This is a genomic window from Atlantibacter sp. (assembly GCF_032062175.1).
GTDB lineage: Bacteria > Pseudomonadota > Gammaproteobacteria > Enterobacterales > Enterobacteriaceae > Atlantibacter.
This window is the reverse complement of the sequence record NZ_DAMBQK010000002.1, coordinates 265,806-283,825: the sequence shown is the minus strand read 5'-3', so window position 1 is coordinate 283,825 and position 18,020 is coordinate 265,806. Positions and strand designations below refer to the sequence as shown.

Annotated in this window: 14 protein-coding genes; 2 read left to right on the top strand and 12 right to left on the bottom strand. The window is 53.8% G+C overall.

Annotated elements, in window-relative coordinates; translation table 11 throughout:
- Positions 1-9 precede the first annotated feature (9 nt).
- The 7 genes from RT120_RS03590 to ascF form a co-directional block, all read right to left on the bottom strand.
- Positions 10-1,320, bottom strand: coding sequence for a PTS ascorbate transporter subunit IIC (locus RT120_RS03590; protein WP_312979455.1), 1,311 nt, complete (start codon positions 1,318-1,320; stop codon positions 10-12).
- A gap of 4 nt (positions 1,321-1,324) precedes the next feature.
- Positions 1,325-1,603 carry a PTS sugar transporter subunit IIB gene (locus RT120_RS03585; protein WP_312979453.1) on the bottom strand — a complete coding sequence of 93 codons (279 nt, stop codon included), beginning with the start codon at positions 1,601-1,603 and terminating at the stop codon, positions 1,325-1,327.
- Between the two features lie 28 nt (positions 1,604-1,631).
- Entirely contained in the window at positions 1,632-2,066 is a 435-nt protein-coding gene (locus tag RT120_RS03580) for a PTS sugar transporter subunit IIA (RefSeq protein ID WP_125293281.1), read from the bottom strand.
- On the bottom strand, positions 2,063-2,794 hold the full coding sequence (locus tag RT120_RS03575) for a creatininase family protein (RefSeq protein WP_312979451.1): 732 nt from the start codon (positions 2,792-2,794) through the stop codon (positions 2,063-2,065). Before RT120_RS03575 ends, RT120_RS03580 begins: the two co-directional genes overlap by 4 nt.
- Before the next feature lie 8 nt (positions 2,795-2,802).
- On the bottom strand, positions 2,803-3,774 hold the full coding sequence (locus RT120_RS03570) for a phosphotriesterase (RefSeq protein WP_312979449.1): 972 nt from the start codon (positions 3,772-3,774) through the stop codon (positions 2,803-2,805).
- 266 nt (positions 3,775-4,040) lie between these two features.
- Positions 4,041-5,471 carry a 6-phospho-beta-glucosidase gene (locus RT120_RS03565; protein WP_312979448.1) on the bottom strand — a complete coding sequence of 477 codons (1,431 nt, stop codon included), beginning with the start codon at positions 5,469-5,471 and terminating at the stop codon, positions 4,041-4,043.
- 18 nt (positions 5,472-5,489) lie between these two features.
- On the bottom strand, positions 5,490-6,947 hold the full coding sequence (ascF, locus tag RT120_RS03560) for a PTS cellobiose/arbutin/salicin transporter subunit IIBC (RefSeq protein WP_312979445.1): 1,458 nt from the start codon (positions 6,945-6,947) through the stop codon (positions 5,490-5,492).
- Between the two features lie 334 nt (positions 6,948-7,281).
- Between ascF and RT120_RS03555 the strand changes: the two genes are divergently transcribed.
- Positions 7,282-8,295, top strand: a complete 1,014-nt coding sequence (locus tag RT120_RS03555; protein ID WP_312979443.1) for a LacI family DNA-binding transcriptional regulator — start codon at positions 7,282-7,284, stop codon at positions 8,293-8,295.
- Positions 8,296-8,328: 33 nt separating this feature from the next.
- On the opposite strand, the gene RT120_RS03550 is transcribed toward RT120_RS03555, so the two are convergent.
- A complete protein-coding gene (locus RT120_RS03550; protein WP_312979441.1) occupies positions 8,329-9,198 on the bottom strand; it encodes a crotonase/enoyl-CoA hydratase family protein in 870 nt (289 codons plus the stop codon).
- A gap of 469 nt (positions 9,199-9,667) precedes the next feature.
- Between RT120_RS03550 and RT120_RS03545 the strand changes: the two genes are divergently transcribed.
- Positions 9,668-10,249 (top strand): LuxR C-terminal-related transcriptional regulator, encoded by a 582-nt coding sequence (locus tag RT120_RS03545; protein ID WP_312979438.1) that lies wholly within the window; start codon positions 9,668-9,670, stop codon positions 10,247-10,249.
- A gap of 7 nt (positions 10,250-10,256) precedes the next feature.
- Here RT120_RS03545 and RT120_RS03540 read toward each other — a convergent pair whose 3' ends face one another.
- The 4 genes from RT120_RS03540 to RT120_RS03525 all read right to left on the bottom strand — a co-directional run.
- On the bottom strand, positions 10,257-10,991 hold the full coding sequence (locus tag RT120_RS03540; protein ID WP_312979436.1) for a hypothetical protein: 735 nt from the start codon (positions 10,989-10,991) through the stop codon (positions 10,257-10,259).
- A gap of 93 nt (positions 10,992-11,084) precedes the next feature.
- Positions 11,085-12,077 carry a hypothetical protein gene (locus tag RT120_RS03535; RefSeq protein WP_312979433.1) on the bottom strand — a complete coding sequence of 331 codons (993 nt, stop codon included), beginning with the start codon at positions 12,075-12,077 and terminating at the stop codon, positions 11,085-11,087.
- 2 nt (positions 12,078-12,079) lie between these two features.
- The gene (locus RT120_RS03530) at positions 12,080-12,889 is read right to left on the bottom strand and encodes an OmpA family protein (protein WP_312979430.1); all 810 of its coding nucleotides are present in this window, start codon (positions 12,887-12,889) and stop codon (positions 12,080-12,082) included.
- Positions 12,890-12,954: 65 nt separating this feature from the next.
- On the bottom strand, positions 12,955-18,020 hold a 5,066-nt coding region (locus RT120_RS03525; protein WP_312979427.1), incomplete at its 5' end, for a YadA-like family protein.

Here is an 18,020-nt window from a genome sequence, read left to right as displayed (position 1 = left end):
TTATCTCCCTCAGAACGTCAGCAGACGGGTTAAGGCGCTAATCAGCGGCGACAGCACGAACATATCGCTGTCTCCGGCCCACAGCGCGGTGTCCGGCACGGTGTTATTAACGAAGTAGCTGACGCAGAAGTATTGCCCCCAGGCCACTACCGTCGAGGTGATAAAGCCCGCCAGCAGCGCGCCCTTATACCCGCCCGTGACGTTGCCGAATACCCCGGCGGTGCCCGCATGGAAGAAAATCACGATCATGCTGGGGATAAACACGTAGCCGGTGTAATGACCGATCAGCGTCAGCCACAGCAGCGAGCCGACAAACGCGCCCACAAAGCCGAGTACCACGGCGTTGGGCGCGAAGTTAAACAGGATCGGGCAATCCAGCGCCGGACGTGCGCCGGGAACCAGCCGCGAACCGATACCGTTAAACGCCGGGACCATTTCGCCGATAAACATCCGCACGCCGAGCAGCACCACCGCAATCCCGCCGGTAAACATCAGCGACTGTTTCAGGGCATAGATGTAGAAGCTTAAATCGCCGGACTGCGCCAGGATTTCCGCCGCTTTCGGGGTGCCTTTAATTTGCAGAATAAAGGTGCCGATAAAAAACAGCAGCGTCATGGTCAGGGCAGTCACTACGTTGGAATCACGCAGGAAGCCGAGTTTTTTCGGTACCTGGATATCTTCTGAACTGATGCTGTTGCGGGAGAACAGTTTGCCGAAAATGGCCCCCAGCAGCGCCACCGAGGCCGAAGTATGGCCGAGCGCGATATTGTCGTTGCCGGTGATTTTACGCACCCACGGCTGGACCAGCGCCGGTTGCAGCGTCCAGTACAGACCCATGATCACGGTGAGCATCAGCGTTAGCTGCCAGCCGGAGATCGCCGGGTTGCTGTTGACCATCACGCCCGCGAAGATCATGGTGGTCCAGAACATCATGTGCCCGGTGAGGTAGATGTATTTAAAGCGCGTCAGGCGCGCCAGCAGCAGGTTGAAGGCGAACCCACCCGCGATGGCGATGGTGACGCTGCTGCCGTAGCGCTCGCTGAACTTCACCTGGCCGATAATATTGGTCAGGTTCATGGAGCTTAAACCGAACACTTCGGTCCAGATCGGCTGGAAGATCAGCAGCGCGGAGACGATAATCCCTGCCCCGGCGCCGATAATCAGGAAGCCTAAAATCCCCTTCAGCGTGCCGGAGACAATATCCGCCAGCGGTTTATTTTGCAGCACCAGCCCGAGCAGTACGATCAGGCCAATCAGGATGGACGCTTCGCCGAAGATATTGACGGTGATCCAACGCAGTACGCCGATAAATTCGTTCATGGTCTTACCCCTGAGTAAGAATGCCTGCGTTGACCAGCGCCTGGGTGATTTCATTGGTGTCGATGTAGTTATTCACCACCACCACCGGGCAGGAAAGATGCTGTAAATTGCCCACCAGCTCGGCGTTGGTGATCACCAGATCGGCATTCGCCGACGCGGCGGCAGACACGTCCATATGCTCGACGTTCGCGTCCACGCCGTGCTTTTTGAGCACCGTTTCCACGTTCATCCGCAAAATTAAGCTCGACCCCATTCCCAAACCGCACACAGTTAGAATTTTCATTGTTAGTTCTCCAGACGGACGTAGTGGTTTATTCCGCATCGATCATCAGACGATAAATCTGCTGCGCATCATGGGAATTCATTAAGGTTTGCAAATTTTCTTCATCGCCCAACAGGGTGACGATTTTTTGAATCAACTGAATATGCTGATCGCTGTTGGTCGCGGAAAGGCCCAGCACCAGTTGTACCGGGTCGTTTTCCGCATGGCCGAACTCTACCGGCTCGCGCAACCGCACCAGGCTGATTTGCGGCGCAATCGCCCCGTTTTCCGGGCGGGCATGGGGCATCGCCAGGCCTGGCGCAATCACAAAATAGGGGCCGAACTGGTGATAACTGTCGATCATCGCCTGGGTGTACTGCTCGCTACAGGCTCCGGCGGCGCACAGCGCGTCGCCGGATTTGCGGATGGCCTCGTCGGCAGACGTGGCCGGGTAATCCAGATGGATTGCGTTCGGGCTGATCATTGCACCTCCCTGATAATGCGCGTAATGGACGCCAGTGTGGTTTCCAGCGCCTGTTGAACGAAAGCTTCGCCTTTCTCTGCGCTGGCGCAGCGCGGATCGCCCAGTACCGAATAATCGGAAAACGCGGTCCAGGGCGCGGGGCGGTAGCGGAAATCTTCCGGGAACGCGGGGTAATGCTCCCGCGCCTGGGACATGTCCACCGTCTCCGGGGCGAGTGCCAGCATCAACGAGGTTTCGATTTCATCGGCATGCATATAGCCCGGATACGCCACCGCCGATTCGCGCAGTTTCGCCACGCAGCAGTCCATCCCGGCCCAGCTGTAGCTGAGCAGCGTGATGCCCTCCTCCCGAAGCGTGCGCGCCGCCGCCTTGATGGCGTCGAAATTGCCGTAATGGGCGTTGATCACCGCCGTGGTGGTAATGCCGTAGCCCGCCATATTGCGCGCCAGGCTCACCAGCAGATCCCCCAGCAGCGCGTTGCCAATATCAATCGCCCCGGCATGGCCGCGCAACGACCACACCTGGCTGTAACACATCACCGGCAGGGTAATGGCGTCTTCGCCCAGCGCGCAATCAAGCCGTTCGCAAAAGCGTTCAGCCAGCAGGTTATCGGTATCCAGTGGCAGGTGATCGCCATGTGGCTCCACCGCGCCTAAGGGCAGCAGCGCGATTTTGGCGCGGGGGAGTGCCTGCTTCGCCTGCTGTTCGTTAAGCTGATGCAGTTTCATAGGCTGCCTTAACCGAAGCTGAAGTAGCGCGCCGGGTTTTCGACGAAGAAGTCATGCAGCAATGCGTCGCCGTCAAAACCCGCTTCCCGCGCTTCTTCAAGGAACCGTGGGCGCCAGTCCGCCAGGATAAACTTCAACCCCAGCCCGCCTTTTCCATAATGGGCGCTCATGCTTTTGCGGGCGAAATCGCCGCCGATCAGGATCTGTTTTTGATACCCCTTTTTGCACAGCGCCAGAATGGCTTCGGTGCGCACGTGCTCGGGGAAATATTTGATCCGGCTGATACCGTCAAACGAGATGAATGCCCCGGTGTTGGCAAGTTGACGGTGTAGCCACGGATCGGGATTGCGATCCATATGTGCAAAGCAGATGCGGGACAAATCAAGGCCCAGTTGTTTAAAAATCGCGGCCTGCTCCAGGGCCATGGTGCCCATTTCCGTATGGCTGTGCATCGGCGCGTGAGTCGCCTGTTGGGCGCGCACCACCACTTCCATGGTTTTCCGCTCCAGCGGTGAAATGGCGTTATAGCCGGTGCCACACTTCACCATCCCGGCGCGATAGGCGGTGCCGTCGATGCCGTCGGTCACTTCCCGGCTGACGTGTTCCACCAACGCATCGAGCGGCGTGTTGGCAATCCAGTCGGCGAAGGTCTGGTCGGTACCGGGGCGTTTCGAACTCCACAGGAAGCCCTTGTTAAACCCGGCGGTGGCGACGATCTGCACCTGCTGACGGCTGGCGATTTCCGCCACTACCTCGACGTGACGGCCATAATCCGGCGCGGTGGCGTCATAAATCGACTGGCCGCCCGCGGCGCGGAAATCCGCCAGTTCCCGCTCGGAAGCGGCTTTGTCGTCAAGCAACAGATCCTCTTCGTTGCGCTCCTGCCAGTACGGCGGGATGCAGTAAAGGTGGTCGTGACTGTAAGTCACCCCAAGCTGCTGCGGTGCGATGTCACCGGTGAGTGTGCGAATAAACCCCATACGATACGCCTTGTTATCAGTGAGTTGGTGTATTCAACTTAGAACTTGTCTACCTGACTGGTCAAGTGATCATGGTCGCAAAACAACCAGCAAAAAGCCCATTGCTGCGAAGCAACGCACACTTTCATAGGAAATGTCGATAATTCAGGAAAAGCACCTGGAAAGCGTGCAAGACAGTTGGCGTGATAACAAGCCGTAGAAATCGGGCGTATGGGAAGGTGAAAAGCTAATCGGGAACGCAGCAGGCGCATTCCCGACTGACGGCGTTAATCCAAATCTGCGCCGTTGCTGGATATGACTTTCGTATACCAGTAAAACGATTTTTTACGGCTGCGCGCCAGGGTGCCCGCGCCGCTGTCATCCCGATCGACATAAACAAAACCGTAGCGTTTGCTCATCTCGCCTGTAGACGCCGACACCAGATCGATACAGCCCCAGGTGGTGTAACCGATCACCGGGATGCCGTCTTCAATGGCTTCGCCCATGGCTTTGATATGTTCGCGCAGGTAGCTGATGCGGTAATCGTCGTTGATTTCGCCCTGCTCGTTGAACTCATCTTTCGCGCCGAGACCGTTTTCGACCAGGAACAGTGGTTTCTGGTAGCGGTCGTACATCATATTCATGGTGATGCGCAGCCCCAGCGGGTCGATGCCCCAGCCCCACTCGCTGGCCTGGATATGCGGGTTCTTCAGGGATTTCACCACGTTGGCGGCGCTGCTGTTGCCGTCGTTCATATCGGCAGAGGCGCAGCGCGAGGCGTAATAGCTGAAGGAGACAAAATCCACGGTGTTTTTCAGGATTTCGTTATCACCCGGCTCGCTGACAATGTTGATGCCTTTCTCCCGGAACATGCGCGCCGCATAAGACGGATAGGCACCGCGCGCCTGCACGTCGATAAAGAACAGGTTCTCGCGGTCCTTTTCCAGCGCTGCCCATACGTCTTCCGGCTTGCAGGACCACGGATAGAAATTGCCTCCCGCCAGCATGCAGCCCACCTGGTTCGCCGGATTGACTTCATGGGCGATTTGAGTTGCCAGGGCGCTGGCCACCAGCTCATGGTGCGCCGCCTGGTACTTCACCTGCTCTTTGTTATCGCTTTCGTCAAACACCAGCCCGGCCCCGGAGAACGGGCTGTGCAGCAGGATGTTGATTTCGTTGAAGGTCAGCCAGTATTTCACCAGCCCGTCGAACGCTTCAAAGCAGGTGCGCGCATAGCGGGTAAAGAATTCGACCATTTTGCGGTTGCGCCAGGAGCCGTATTCGCGCACCAGGTGCATCGGCACGTCGAAATGGCACAGCGTCACCAGTGGCTCGATGCCGTACTTTTTGCACTCGGCGAACAGGTCGCGATAAAACGCAATGCCTTCGGCGTTGGGCGTTATCTCGTCGCCCTGCGGGTAAATACGGCTCCAGGCGATAGACGTGCGGAACACGGTAAAGCCCATTTCCGCCATCAGGGCGATATCTTCTTTATAACGATGATAGAAATCGATAGCCTGGTGGCTGGGATAAAACTCATCGTCCCGCAGGGTAAAGCGCGGTTCGAGGCCCAGTTTGACCGCCATCCGCTGGCTGCCGTGGGGGATCATATCCACGGTTGTCAGCCCTTTCCCGCCTTCAAGGTAAGCGCCTTCCGCCTGGTTGGCGGCCAGTGCGCCGCCCCATAGGAAACCGTCCGGAAATTGTGAAACAGACATAAAGCACGACTCCTTGAATTAATTAACTTTTACTGCCGGTTCGATCTGTGGATTGGCGGGTGCGGGCTGTTCAGCCTCCACCGGCTTTTCTACCGGGATATCTTCAAAGCCCAGCAGCAGCGTGACGAAGAACGAAATCGCCACCGAAAGGATCATCACGCCCACCACCCAGGCAATGCTCATTGGGTTTGCCGGGTCAAAGAACTGGACGCTGGTAAACAGCCCCGGCGACGCCATCGAATGGCTGGCAAGCCCGCCAATGCCCGCTACCGCGCCGCAAATAAAGCCGGTAATCAAGCAGGCGATCAGCGGGCGCTTAAGGCGCAGCGCCACGCCGTACAAGGCAGGTTCAGAAATCCCGGCGACAATCGCCGATGCCGCTGCGGCCAGCGCCGTCTGGCGCAGTTCCGGGTTTTTGGTGCGCCACGCCACCGCCAGCGACGAGCCGCCCAGCGACAGGTTGGCACCGATCTCAGACGGCATCACCATGCCCTCTTTGCCGGTTTCCGCGATGGTTTGGATAATGGTTGGCGTAAATACGCGGTGCATCCCGGTCATGACCAGCAATGGCCAGATGGCACCCATAATCGCCACCGACAGCCAGCCCAGATGGCTGTGAATGGTGTAAACCACGCTGGAAATCCCGCTACCGATCCAGATGCCCACCGGGCCGATAAACATGATCGCAATGGGTGCGGCGATCAGCACAATCAGCATCGGTTTCAGGAAGTTTTTGGTGACCGCCGGGGTGATTCTGTCGACCCAGCGTTCGATGTACGACAGGATCCAGGTCATGCACAGCGCCGGGATCACGGTATAGGTGTATTTCACCGCCGTAACCGTCAGGCCCATAAATTCAACGTGCTGGCCCTGAGCGGCTTTTGCCATCAGGTCGATAAAGTTCGGGTGTACCAGCACGCCTGCGATGGCAATCGCCAGCGACATGTTGGTTTTAAATTTCAGGGCCGCCGAGGCCGCCACCATGATCGGCAGGAAGAAGAACGCGCCGTCCCCGATGGTATTGAGAATAATCAGCGTTGAGGAGCCCTTCTCGAACACGCCGGTCATATCCAGCATCATCGCCAGCAGCTTCAGCATCGAGCCGCCGATAATCGCCGGGATCAGCGGAGACATGGTGCCGATCAGCGCATCGAGAATGCCCGCGCCGATGCGCCGCAGAGTAATTTTGTTTTTCTGCGGCAGGTCTTTATGCGCCACCGCGCCTTCCGGCAGCAGCTTCAGCACGTCGGCATAGGCCTGGGATACGGTATTACCGATGATCACCTGGCACTGGGTATCGTTATTCACAACGCCCAGCACGCCGCTGATGCTTTTCAGTTTGGCGATGTCCGCCGCGCTGTCGTCTTTCAGCACAAAGCGCAGACGGGTCATGCAGTGCGTCACCGACGCGATATTGTCCGCACCGCCAATGGCATCCACTATCGAGCGGGATACTGCTGCATAATTTTTTGACATGACTGATTCTCGCGTAATGCCTTACTGTATTTTTATCGCCGTGCTTGCTGGCCGACAAAATCGGCGCGTTTATAGCGGTAAGGTCATTACTTTCATAGGGTTAGACAAGAACTTCACGAAACGCCGTTTTTGGTGAAACACCATAGGTAACCGGTTCCACATAAGGGTGGTTAAATCAGCTATTGTTTTCAACACAAAAATAAAAACGATGTTTAATCTGTGATTCAGATCGCCTAAAACCGCAGGCGTGGCGTGTTCATACGTGAAAACTGCCGCTGCCATTCGGGGAAAACTGTGTAGAATGGCTGGCGTACTCACCGTCCGGGATCGATTCATGTCAACAATGCAGGAAGTGGCAAAAAAAGCGGGTGTATCAAAGGCGACGGTGTCGCGGGTGCTCTCCGGCAAGGGGTACACCAGCGAAGAGACCAAAGAACGGGTGTACAAAGCGATTGAGGAAACCGGCTATCGCCCTAACCTGCTGGCGCGCAACCTGGCGACCAATAAATCGCAATGCATCGGCCTGGTGGTGACCAATACCCTGTATACCGGCAGCTACTTTAGCGAACTGCTCTCCCAGGCGGCGAAAAGACTCGAAGCCAACGGGCGGCAGTTGATCCTCGTCGATGGGAAACACAGTGCTGAAGAAGAGAAAGCCGCCATCGATTTTCTGCTCGACCTGCGCTGTGATGCCATCATCATCTACCCGCGTTTCCTCAACGTGGATGAAATGGACGCTATCGTCGAAAAGCACAAACAGCCGATTATGGTGATGAACCGTAAGCTGCGTAAGCATCACAGCCACTGCATTTGCTGCGATCACCACGGCGCGAGTGTTATGGCGACGAAGCACCTGATTGACCGGGGGCATCGAGATATCGCGTTTATTACCGGTTCGATGGACTCTCCAACTGCGATTGACCGTCTGGCGGGTTACAAAGCGGCGCTGACCGCCAGCGGCTTGCCGGTGCGCGATGCGCTGATCGCCTTCGGCAAATGGTCCCCGGCCAGCGGCGCGGAGGCGGCGGATAAACTGCTGAGTGCAAAATTACCCTTTAGCGGGCTGGTGGTCAGTAATGATGATATGGCGATCGGGGCCATGAAGACCCTGCACGGTGCGGGTCTGACGGTGCCGGGCGATGTCTCGATCGTGGGTTTCGATAACATCGCCACCGCGCCGTTCTTGCAGCCTGCACTGTCGAGCATTAAAGATCCGGTTAGTGAGATGATTAACGAAGTGATCGAGCGGCTGATGTCGATGCTTGATGGCGGATATTTGTCGGCCAAAAGCCTGTTTTCTTCACGGCTGCTGGAACGGGATTCGGTACAGGACGGGCCGTTTCGCTAAAACCCGTCCTGCAACAGGACGGGTTATTAACGGTTAGCCTGCTTTACGGGTTGAACTCGCCATATGCCGCTGCTGCAATAGCACCAGTCGTTCCATATAGGCAATGTCTTTCGGTTCGAGACTGAATGCCGCCTCGACCCAGTCTTCGGTGATGTCCATCAGCTCCGCACGCGGCAGGCTCAGCACCCGCTGCCGGGTACGCAGCATGGCCCTGACGCCGTTCAGCTTAAGCGTCAGCGAATCGATAAACGTGCGTGTCGCCACGGTTCCCTGCCCCGGTTCGAACAACATATCCACCAGGCCATGCTGCTCATGCCACTGCGCCGGATGCGCCTCGCCTTTGTAGATTAACGCCTCTGCGAGCTTCATCCCCGAGCGTCGCGCCACCAGGGAATAAGCCCCCATGCCGGGGAATAAATTAAAGGCAATTTCCGGGAAACCGAGCCGAACGTCGTGCTGCGCCAGAATAAAATGATGCGCCAGCGCGGCCTCGAACCCGCCACCCAGCGCGCTGCCCTCAACCATGGCAATGCTGATCGCGCCCGCGTCAAACCCCCGCGACGCAGCGTGGACACAGTCAACGCAGGCCCGGGCATAGGCGCGTAATGCTTCCCGCCGACCGTTTTTTATCGCCTCGACGAAAAAGGCCAAATCCCCACCCGCGTTATACAGGCCAGGGACCAGCGATCCGGTTACCCAGAAATTCACCGCAAAGCCGGTTTTTTGAACCAGATATTGCAGGTTCATGATTTCCTCGATTAATTGATGATTAAACGATGGCCGGGGTTGCGCATTTAACATCATCCAGATGGTTTTGCGTTTTTCCTCATACCAGGCCGAAAGTTGGGTGTATTGCGCGCTATCAGTAAATAAATGGCAATCAGGATGAGTTATTATCGTCATAGTCTTTCCTTATTAAACATTATGCGAAAATCGCAGGGAAAGACTACTTCAGACGTTAAGCCTGCAATACATCAACAACCCTATCGCCAATTAACAAGAGTGTTATGCATTTGAAAAAGAAGAAAAGCGGAGTAATACATAACGTGCTATTAACCATTAATGGTCCGAGCAGTAAAAATATCAGCACAATATACTAGCACTTGCTCATGAACAACAAAAAATATTGATGTCACAAACATTTATCCATTTCAGGTTAAACAAGTAAAATGAATAGCATTGTCAGTGGAAAAATCCGGAGTAATAAAAATATTAGTGCTTTATAAGGTTATTTAAAAAAGTAAGGCCGACACAACCGTCATTGGCTGCGGATTGTAAACCCTTAAGATAATCCTATAATTAATTGTACCGTCCCCGCCTGTGGTTAAGCTTAATAGTCATAGACGTGATAGTTTAATGGAATGGAAGTGATATGGATACTCTGGTAAAAGTCTTTATATGTACCGAGAATTATTACCTGTACAAAGGCATCGTTTGCTCTCTTTCAGAAAGAGTAAACTGCCATTTCGTATGGGTGAGTGATATTGATAATAAATCTTCTTTTGTTCTGAATGCGCTACGGCAACAAGATATTGTCATTCTGCTAACAGAGACAAAAATGATTGATTTCTATTTTCTAATCAAGCTTTGCAAGTGTCAATGCAAGGTCGTAATGGCAAGCAACGAGCAAAACTGGTTACTCAATATTATGTTTAACTTTGCCATGATAAATACTCATTTTTATTTGAGCGACCTCTTGCTTGCGATCTACAGTAAAAGCAATCAAAATTTTTATGCGAAGTACCCGAAATTCACAAAACAAGAGAAAAAGGTGTTGTTCTATACGTATAAAGGGCATTCCGTTAGTGCAATGAGCAGATACCTGGAAATATCCGAAAAAACAATTTACCAGCATCAGCGCAATGCACTGAATAAAATTGGAATGGACAGGCCACGCAGCGTGGTAGGTTTGCCAAAAAATTTCCTTGATTTTTTATTCCATAAACAGAGCTGAAACTATATTAGCAATATGCGTCGGGAAAGTGGTTTTTTACTGCAACATTCTCAATGAGATATAATGCACTGATTAAATGACGATACTTAATAAGATCCTGTACAGTATGCATCCCTAGTTTCCTGATGGCGGACATTCTTTGATTATAAAGAGTTTTATAGTGTCCGCTATATTCTTTGCTGGATTCTTTAACGCCTCTTCCAGTGAAAACATTGGTTACGGCAATAAGCTCTGCCGGAGATAAACTCCTGGCTCGGTAGTTTCTTCTGTGGGCAGGATGGAGGGTCCTTTTTGCCGTAAATGGCGCTTTGCTGCTCCCTTTACATTGCCCAACATAGTCTTTCAACTGTAGCTTAAGGATCTCAATATCACTTCTGCCATCTACAAAATGTACGATATTCAGTTCCTTGACAAAAATCGATTTCAACTTAGAAATTGCATCCGATACGATAATGACTTTGTGGCTATCCAGTTTAAGCCTCTCAATATCCTCTACTAAAAATCTTACTATTTCCGCACGCATCATGTTAATTTGGTCATGGATATGGATAATGATAGAATTAATCTCCCCGGCGAAACTCTCCCGCCAGGTAATAAATTCATTCACATCTTCGAAAACACAGCATCGTAATGCCGGAACCGGTGATTTCAATATAGAGGTCATGGCGGCCCGACTATAACAACATTCATCTATAATAATATTCACAGCTGAATCATAGGGTTGATTAATTTTCATTGGCATTTTACGGTCCCTGTTGGAGGTCGTTTTCATTAACATCTGGTTGAGTAAAAGAGCGCCTGAATACCACAGGAATTGCAGGCGCTAAGGGGGCTACTATTTGTTACTGCTTTTTTTGTTATTTATAACGGGGGTCGCTTTATCATTTTCTTCCGTTGTAGTCTGTTGCTGTGGCTGGACTTGAGCCTGAGCATCATTAATTACCATAACATCAGAAAAATATTCTTTACCTAATATTTTACCACTACCAAACCACGGAACCCCTTTGGAAGTAAACATCACATTGCCCGCTTGCTGGGTTAGCACGTCACCCGTTGCGTTTGCCACAGTAAAGCTGTTCAACGTCACATTCACTGGCACCAGTGATTTCGCGGAGTTACTTTTATAAAACATTGTGATTTTACGTAAATATTCAGGCGCATAGTTATAAACGATACCGGCGATTTTTTGTTGGTAGCCAGCCCAATACTGATCCTTCTCATTCTGAATATTTTCAGCGATTACGGCATACATCTGCGCAGTAGCCTGAACAATGGCCATTTTAACCTGCGCATCATGAATGAATTGCGGCTGGTTAAATACAATCTGCTCGGTTTTCTCAGAAGTAGTCTGTTGTTTATCAGACTTCCAGAAACTCCAGCCACTTGATTTTGCCTCTTTTTTATCCGCCTTTTCTTTCGTGGGCTGTTTAGAGAAATAACCTCCATTATTAACAGGCGCGAATACAGAATTTGCCAGATAAACAGCACAGGTCATCTGCTGCTGCTCTTTATCGCCATTAACCAGCAATGATGCCACGCTGCCACTACGGGGGATTTTCGCGGTATCAACGCCTTTTTCTTTTAACGTGGTAATAACGTCTTGTTGAGTTTTTTCGCCTCTCGCCAGCGCACAGATCTGCTGCATCGCAAAATCATTACGCTTTCCTTCAATCGTCGGCATGATCGACTGGAGGGTATCAGTGATCATATTATACGCCGGTACACTGATGGTTTTAACCGGCAAATCCTGGGGTGCGGCGACAGCCTGTTCTACAGCCAGGAGGAGAAGACCGCCAACGGCGGTCTTAATTACATTTGAAACGGACATGCTTATTTACCTGAATTAATATCTACAACATCAAAAGTCATTCGACGGTTTGGTGCAAGGCACTCAATAACAGCCGGAGATTTTTTACCGGGGCAATTTACGCGTGGCATCGCATCGCCCATTCCACGGGTCTCAATCGCTGAGCCCGTAATACCGTTCTCAATCAGCATTTGTTTGACTGATTCAGCACGTGCCAGTGACAGCTGCTGGTTTTTTACCGGGTTGCCAATACGATCGGTATGACCGGTTACAACAACATGTTTGCCAGCAAGCGATTCACCTTTTAACTCAGTGGCAAGACGGCTCACCTGTAATACCCCTTCAGCGCTCAGTGTAGGGCTTCCAAAGGCAAACAGACTTGAACCACTCAGTTCTTTATGCACTGGCGCTTTTACCTGCGGGGCTGCGGGCGCTTTCAGTCTTGACAGACAATCTTCTGGCAAGAAATAGAAACTCTGCGCGGTCATCTGCGAATCAAATAAAACTTTGTATTGGCACGTTAATATAGATTTATCCGGCTGAGTGAAATGGAAAATATAATTCCACTCTTTCACACGAATAACGCCTTCTTTGAAATGTGGCACGCCAATCAACTCGTAAACCTGCGGTTTGGTTAAACCCGGACGCATTTGCTTCAGGTTATCGAGATTAACAAAGCTGCCCTCTTCCCTTACTGCGCTGGACTGCTCCGGGAAAACTGGCTTTGCGGTTTTGCCTTGAGCGTCAACATCGCTAATAGAGTGAGTACAGGCAGATAATAACGCCATGCCACCCATCGCCAGCGCCAGACGAGCTGTTTTTAAATAATTCATAATCAATTCTCTATAAAGGGGTAACAGGCCCCCGGACATTACCGGGGGCATGATTTATGCGAAAATTAGAACTGGTAGCCTACACCTACAGCCGCGCCGACATCGCCCTGGCTGTTGGTGGTACCAGAAATTTTCGTTACCCACTTACCGTTATCGGAAATAGTGGAAACACCCAGTGCAATCGCAGATTCACCCTGGTAGGTGCCGCCAGCCAGACCAACCATACTTGCGCCTGGTTGATAAGGCTGCGGTAGTCCCGCCATGGCCATTGCACCCGCCACGCCCGCGCTCAACTTATCCTTCTGGTCATCGACCATGTTTTTAAGATCGTTGAACTTTTTGTTGGTGTACTGATAAGAGTTGTTAACACCATCTTTCAGCTGACCCACGTTCACGGCGTCGGTGTTTTGAGTCCCCGCTGCAACGTTTGTAATTTGACGCTCATTGCCGACAGAGCCCACTGAGACGCTGTTGTCACGATCGGTTACCGAGTTGTAACCCAATGCAACAGAGTTGGTATGGGTTGCTTTCGAGTGAGTACCGATTGCAGTACTGTGATCCGCACTGGCAATTGCGCCAGCGCCGCCGGCGACAGCATCTTTCCCGGTCGGTTTCGGTTTCGGCAGATTACTGGTGTTATTCACCTGGAACATGCCGTCCGTACCGTTAGAGATGTTGGTTACACTCTGGTTAACCTGATCCAACTGGTATTTGTTCACTGCATCGCTTGGGGCTTCGCCATTCGCGACGTTAGTGATGGTAGTACCACCGGTGTGAGTGGAGTTGTCGTAAGTATCCCCGCCCATAATCACTTTGTTGTAGTTAACCGTACCGTCAGAGTTAGTCTCATACTTCACGCTTCCGGCATCAATATTGTTGATGTTGCCAGAGATCTTCTCAATTGCCTGGTTGGTGGCGTAGAGCTCAGAACCGTTCACCGCATCGGTGCTGTCAGCCGTAATACGGCCTGCAGCGACATTAGTGATAGTCCGTTCGTTGCCTTCGCTACCCACACTGACAGTGCTGGTCGGCGTAGTGCCTGCAACTGCATAGGCTTCACCATTGATGGTTACGCTGGTAGTTGCTACCGCTGCCTGAGTGACCGAGCCTGCACCCAGCGCCACATCGTTGGCGTTGTTTGCGATAGAACCCGTACCCACGGCTACACTGTTCTCTCCATTGGTCTGAGACCCCTGGCCAATCGCTGTACTGCCTTTGCCCGTAGATTTGGCATCGTCACCCATTGCGATGGAGCCATCACCCAGAGACTGGGCGTTAGGGCCTACCGCGATGGAATCCATGCCGCTTGCCACTGAATCCGCTTTATCGGAATTGGCGTGGAAGTACTTGGTCCCGTTGTTGTAGATATTGGTGGTGGCATCAGTCAGTTGCTGCACGTTAACCGCATCGCTCGGATCGCTACCGTAAGCTACGTTAGTGATACGCGTACCGCCGGTTTTGGTCACGCTGTTATACGTGTCGCCGCCCAGGGTGATGTGGTTGTAGTTCACCGTGCCGTCTTCGTTGATCTCATACTTCACCGTGCCTTGATCCAGCGAAGTAATCGCTGAATTGGTAGCAAACAGTTGAGAACCGTTGATGGCATCGGTGCTGTCAGCGGTGATACGACCCGCCGCCACGTTGGTGATGGTGCGTTCATGACCGCGGCTGCCCACAGAGACGGTACTCAGCGGATTGATGCCCGCGAAGCCGTAATCAACATCATTGATGCGTACACCCGTAGTGGCCACTGCGGCTTCAGTTACCGAGCCGGAGCCCAACGCCACATCGCCGTCGTTGATGGACTGCGCATCGCGGCCCAGCGCCAGGCTGTCGAGACCGGTTGAGCGTGCGTTGTAACCCACCGCCGTGCTGCCCTGACCGTTGGCATAAGCATCAGCCAGCGCCAGACCGGCATCGTTGGTACGTACATAGCGGATACCACGACCGTTGATCTCGGTGTAATCATCACCCTGATCGCCCGCGAAATTATTCACGGTATTGGTCACGTTGGTGATGTTGTTGTTGGTTTCCGTCAGCTGCGAGAAGTTAACCGCATCACTCGGTGCCACACCGTCCGCCACGTTAGTGATGGTGGTACCGCCCGTGTGGGTGCTGTTGTCGTAGGTGTCCCCGCCCAGCGTGATGCTGTTGTAGTTCACCGTACCGTCAACATGGGTGTCGTATTTCACCGCGCCCTGCTCCAGACCGTTGATTGCCGTATTGGTCGCAAACAGCTGCGAGCCGTTAATGGCATCGGTACTGTCAGCGGTGATACGACCTGCCGCCACGTTGGTGATGGTGCGTTCATGACCCAGGCTGCCCACAGACACGGTGCTCAGCGGATTGATACCTGCGAACTCATAGTCAACGCCCTGAATACGCACACCCGTGGTTGCTACCGCAGCGTCGGTTACCGAGCCGGAGCCCAGCGCCACATCGCCGTCGTTGATGGACTGCGCATCGCGGCCCAGCGCCAGGCTGTCGAGACCGGTTGAGCGTGCGTTGTAACCCACCGCCGTGCTGCCCTGACCGTTGGCATAAGCATCAGCCAGCGCCAGACCGGCATCGTTGGTACGTACATAGCGGATACCACGACCGTTGATCTCGGTGTAATCATCACCCTGATCGCCCGCGAAATTATTCACGGTATTGGTCACGTTGGTGATGTTGTTGTTGGTTTCCGTCAGCTGCGAGAAGTTAACCGCATCACTCGGTGCCACACCGTCCGCCACGTTAGTGATGGTGGTACCGCCCGTGTGGGTGCTGTTGTCGTAGGTGTCCCCGCCCAGCGTGATGCTGTTGTAGTTCACCGTACCGTCAACGTTGATGTCGTATTTGACCGCGCCCTGATCCAGCGTATTGATGGCTGAATGAGTTGCGAACAACTGCGAGCCGTTGATAGCATCAGTGCTTTCAGCCGAAATACGGCCTGCTGCCAGGTTGGTCAGCGTACGTTCTGCGCCAGCCGCGCCGATGCTTACAGTGCTTTGCGGAGCGGTACCTGCGAAACTATAGTCAACGCCGCCGATGGTGGTGCCCGTGGTCGCCACTGCCGCGCTGGCGGTCGAGTTGTTACCAAGAACAACCGTGCCATCAAGCCCTGCTGCCACACTGACGTTATTGCCGATCACAAACGCACTGTTGGCATCGATAGTATTGTCATTGCCCAGTGAATAGCTGTCGTTGCCGTTGACGATGCTAGGATCACCAAACGCGCCGGAACGGTCGCCATTAACAATCGTGCCATAACCCACGCTCAGGGAGTTCGTCCCGTTAGCTTGAGCCTCGACACCCATAACAATAGAGTTATCACCCACGGCACTGGCGCCAATACCTGCCGCCATTGACCGCTGACCGATAGCCCCTTCGTTCACATAGTTGTGTTCCGGATTACCATCATCATTGAAGCTGTAGTAGTGGCCAGCCACCGCTTTCAACTGTGATACGTTGACCGCGTCGCTGTCGACAATACCATCCGCGACGTTGGTGATACGCGTACCGCCAGTATGGGTAGCGCTGTTATAAGTATCGCCGCCCATCGTGACGTGGTTGTAGTTCACCGTACCATCGCCGTTAAGATCATACTTCACAGCACGATCGCCCAGATCGGTAGTGGCCTGAGAGACGTTCTTCAGTTGCGCAACGTTCACCGCATCGGTGTCATCGCTGCCAGCCGCCACGCTCTTGATCTGGCGGGTCTTGCCGTTAGCTGCGTCACCCACACTTACCGCGCCCAGGGTGCTTCTCCAGGTTGCAGAGGTGCTGAGGCTGGCCGCGCCAGTTTCCGGATCGTAACCCGAGATGCCTGCGAGGGTATCAGCTACAGAGTCGCTGCCTAACGCCACGCCGTCCGCCGCACTTGCCACGGCCTTGTTACCCAGCGCCAGGGACTTGTCGCCCTGAGACTGCGCTTCGTAACCCACCGCCGTTGAACCCGCGCCTGTCGCATAGGCATCAGCCAGCGGCAGACCGGTATCATTGGTGCGCACATAGCGAATGCCGCGGCCATTGATGGTGGTGTTGGTTTCGCTCTGGTCACCAGCAAAGTTATTGATGGTATCGCCCAGAACAGTGACGTTGTTGTTGGTCTCGGTCAGTTGCGAGAAGTTCACCGCATCACTCGGTGCCACGCCGTCCGCCACGTTAGTGATGGTGGTGCCGCCCGTGTGAGTGCTGTTGTCATAGGTATCCCCGCCCAGCGTCACGCTGTTGTAGTTCACCGTACCGTCAGCATGGGTGTCGTATTTCACCGCCCCCTGATCCAGCCCGTTAATAGCCTGATTGGTGGCGAACAGCTGCGAGCCGTTTATGGCATCAGTGCTGTCAGCAGACAGATGACCGGCTGCCACGTTGGTGACCAGACGCTCATTCCCTTCCGAGCCTACGCTCACCTGGCTGGCCGGATTGGCACCCGCAAACGTGTAGTACACGCCCTGCAGGGTCACGCCCGCCGTCCCGGTGGTGGCGCCCGTAACCGAGCCTGCGCCCAGCGCGATATCATTGGCGTTGTTCGCCACCGCGCCCATCCCGATTGCCACCGAATCCGCACCCAGCGCCTGTGAATCCGCGCCGGTTGAATTGGCGTGGAAGTATTTGGTACCGGTGTTATAGATGTTGTTAACGGTGTCGCCCAGATCCGTCACGTCACCCTGGATAGTGGTGATATCACCCTGAATGTTGGTGATGTCGGTGGTGTTGGTGTCGACCTGGTCGCCCAGGCTGTTGATGGCCGTGTTGGTGGCAAACAGCTGCGAACCGTTCACCGCGTCAGTGCTGTCGGCAGACAGGTGACCGGCTGCCACGTTGGTGACCAGACGCTCATTCCCTTCCGAACCCACGCTCACCTGGCTGGCCGGAGCCGCACCCGCAAAGGCAAAGTCCTCACCGTTGATGGTGACGCCCGCCGTCCCGGTGGTTGCGCCCGTGACCGAGCCTGCGCCCAGCGCGATATCATTCGCATTGTTCGCCACTGCGCCCATCCCGATTGCCACCGAATCCGCACCCAGCGCCTCAGAGTCCGCGCCGGTGGAGTTGGCGTGGAAGTACTTGGTACCGGTGTTGTAGATGTTGTTTACGGTGTCGCCCAGATCCGTCACGTCACCCTGGATAGTGGTGATATCACCCTGAA

Excerpts from the sequence above, each read along its gene's own strand:
- RT120_RS03580 (WP_125293281.1), bottom strand. The coding sequence starts at position 2,066 with ATGATCAGCCCGAACGCAATCCATCTGGATTACCCGGCCACGTCTGCC.
- RT120_RS03585 (WP_312979453.1), bottom strand. The coding sequence starts at position 1,603 with ATGAAAATTCTAACTGTGTGCGGTTTGGGAATGGGGTCGAGCTTAATT.
- RT120_RS03575 (WP_312979451.1), bottom strand. The coding sequence starts at position 2,794 with ATGAAACTGCATCAGCTTAACGAACAGCAGGCGAAGCAGGCACTCCCC.
- RT120_RS03535 (WP_312979433.1), bottom strand. The coding sequence starts at position 12,077 with ATGTCCGTTTCAAATGTAATTAAGACCGCCGTTGGCGGTCTTCTCCTC.
- ascF (WP_312979445.1), bottom strand. The coding sequence starts at position 6,947 with ATGTCAAAAAATTATGCAGCAGTATCCCGCTCGATAGTGGATGCCATT.
- RT120_RS03540 (WP_312979436.1), bottom strand. The coding sequence starts at position 10,991 with ATGCCAATGAAAATTAATCAACCCTATGATTCAGCTGTGAATATTATT.
- RT120_RS03550 (WP_312979441.1), bottom strand. The coding sequence starts at position 9,198 with ATGACGATAATAACTCATCCTGATTGCCATTTATTTACTGATAGCGCG.
- RT120_RS03555 (WP_312979443.1), top strand. The coding sequence starts at position 7,282 with ATGTCAACAATGCAGGAAGTGGCAAAAAAAGCGGGTGTATCAAAGGCG.
- RT120_RS03545 (WP_312979438.1), top strand. The coding sequence starts at position 9,668 with ATGGATACTCTGGTAAAAGTCTTTATATGTACCGAGAATTATTACCTG.
- RT120_RS03570 (WP_312979449.1), bottom strand. The coding sequence starts at position 3,774 with ATGGGGTTTATTCGCACACTCACCGGTGACATCGCACCGCAGCAGCTT.
- RT120_RS03565 (WP_312979448.1), bottom strand. The coding sequence starts at position 5,471 with ATGTCTGTTTCACAATTTCCGGACGGTTTCCTATGGGGCGGCGCACTG.
- RT120_RS03590 (WP_312979455.1), bottom strand. The coding sequence starts at position 1,320 with ATGAACGAATTTATCGGCGTACTGCGTTGGATCACCGTCAATATCTTC.
- RT120_RS03530 (WP_312979430.1), bottom strand. The coding sequence starts at position 12,889 with ATGAATTATTTAAAAACAGCTCGTCTGGCGCTGGCGATGGGTGGCATG.